The sequence below is a fragment of the Nonomuraea cypriaca genome (genome assembly GCF_015645445.1).
Lineage (GTDB): Bacteria > Actinomycetota > Actinomycetes > Streptosporangiales > Streptosporangiaceae > Nonomuraea > Nonomuraea cypriaca.
Genome location: NZ_JADOGI010000490.1, coordinates 1 through 1,886, shown reverse-complemented (window position 1 = coordinate 1,886; position 1,886 = coordinate 1). Strand labels below are relative to the sequence as shown.

Sequence of the window (1,886 nt, the reverse complement as noted above, 5' to 3'; positions counted from 1 at the left end):
CCCCCGACCCTTCGGCCACCACGCTTTCTGACACCGCGCCTCCGGGCACCGCGCTCCCGGTGACGGGGGAGCCGTTCGTGGGGCGGGCGGTGGAGGTGGCCGAGTTGGAGAGGGCCGCGGCGGGAGCGGTGGCGTCAGGGCGGCCGCGTCTTGCGCTCGTGTCCGGAGCCGCGGGGGCGGGCAAGACCGCGCTGGCCAGGACCTTGACCGCCCGCCTGGAGGCCGAGGGCTGGATCACCGCATGGGGTACCAGCCCCGAACTCCAGGGCGCACCCGCCGCCTGGCCGTGGACGCAGATGCACCAGATCCTCACCGCTGCCGCACACCAGCCGACACCCCCCAACGGCGCCACGGCTCCCAATGCGACATCCGGAAACAGCGCTGCCTTGCGCGGCAGCGGGACGTCCGTTGGTGCTTCCGGGGCCGCGGTCGTGGGGGATGAGCCGGTGGCGGCGCGGTTCAGGAGGCATCGTGGCATCGTCGCGTACCTGGCCAGGATCGCTGCCAAGGGGCCGGTGCTGCTGGTTTTCGACGACCTGCACTGGGCGGATGAGGAGACCCTGGCCCTGGTGACCACCTTGGCCGCCGAGGCCGACGCCGGTCCCGTGCTGGTTGTCGGCACGTACCGTTCGAGCGAGATCTCCGCGGGGCTGGCGGAGGCGCTGGGTCGCGCCGCCCGTACCGAACCTGCCCGGGTTTACCTGGGTGGGCTGACCGAGCCGCAGGTACGCGAGATGGTCCGGGCCATCACCGGCTGGGAACCAGCCGCGGACGGTGTACGCGTGATCCATGCCCGCACCGCCGGTAACCCGTTCTTCGTGCGGGAGCTCACCCGCCTGTGGGAGAACGACGGCGAGGCGGCTCTGCACACCGTGCCGGCAGGCGTACGCGACGTCATCCGGCACCGCCTGGCCGGGCTCACCGAGACGGCCCGCACACACCTGCGCCAGGCCGCGGTCGTCGGCCAGGAGATTGACCTGGACGTGCTGATCCGGCTCGCCGGGGACGAGGACCAGGTCCTGGACTCCGTCGAGTCCGCCCTCCTCGCGGGCTTCCTGGTCGAGCAGGACGCCACCCGGCTGCACTTCGCCCACGCCCTGGTGCACGAGACCCTCTACGAGGACATCGCCCGCGCCCGCCGGGCCCGGTGGCACGCCGCCGCTGCGGAGATCATCGAACGAACGCGTCCCGGCGACGTGGAGGCCATCGCGCACCATCTCCTGCGGGCGGAGAACCGGGCCGAGCCCCGGCGTACCGCCCACTACACGCGCGCCGCCGCCGAACGAGCCGAGCACCGCTTCGCCCCACACGAAGCCGCCCGTCTGTGGCGCGAGACCGTCGCGGCCCTGGACCGCGCGAGCGACGACAACGGCCACCGTCAGGGCTACGGAATCGGTGACGGCCAGGGTGACGGCCGCCGTCAGGGCGGCGGCCACGGCGACGACCACCACCAGGGCGACGGGAAAGGTGACGGCCACCGTCAGGGCTACGGAAACGGCGACGGCCAGGGTGACGGCCGCCGTCAGAGCGACGGCCACGGCGACGACCACCACCAGGGCGGTGGCCAGGGCGACGGGAACGGCCGCCGTCAGGGCGGTGGCCAGGGTGACAGTAGCGGTGACGGTCACAGGAGCGGTGACGGTGACGGCCACGGGCGTGTTCGTCTGGAGGCGGTCATGGGTATGGTGCGGGCGCTGGCGGTGACGGGAGAGTTGCGGCAGGCGCGCCGGCACCGCGCGGAGGCGACCGCCGCGGCCGAGGCGCTCGGCGACCCGGTGCTGACGGCGCGCGTGATCGGCTCGTTCGACGTGCCCGCGATCTGGACCGCCAACGACGACGAGACCCTGTCCGCCGGCCTCGTCGCAGCCGCCGAACGCGTCCTGCCC

Annotated in this window: 1 protein-coding gene; it reads left to right on the top strand. The window is 73.5% G+C overall.

Features of this window, described 5'->3' with window-relative positions; translation table 11 throughout:
- A partial coding sequence (locus tag ITP53_RS55130; RefSeq protein ID WP_207757764.1) for an ATP-binding protein occupies positions 1 to 1,886 on the top strand: 1,886 nt, incomplete at both ends.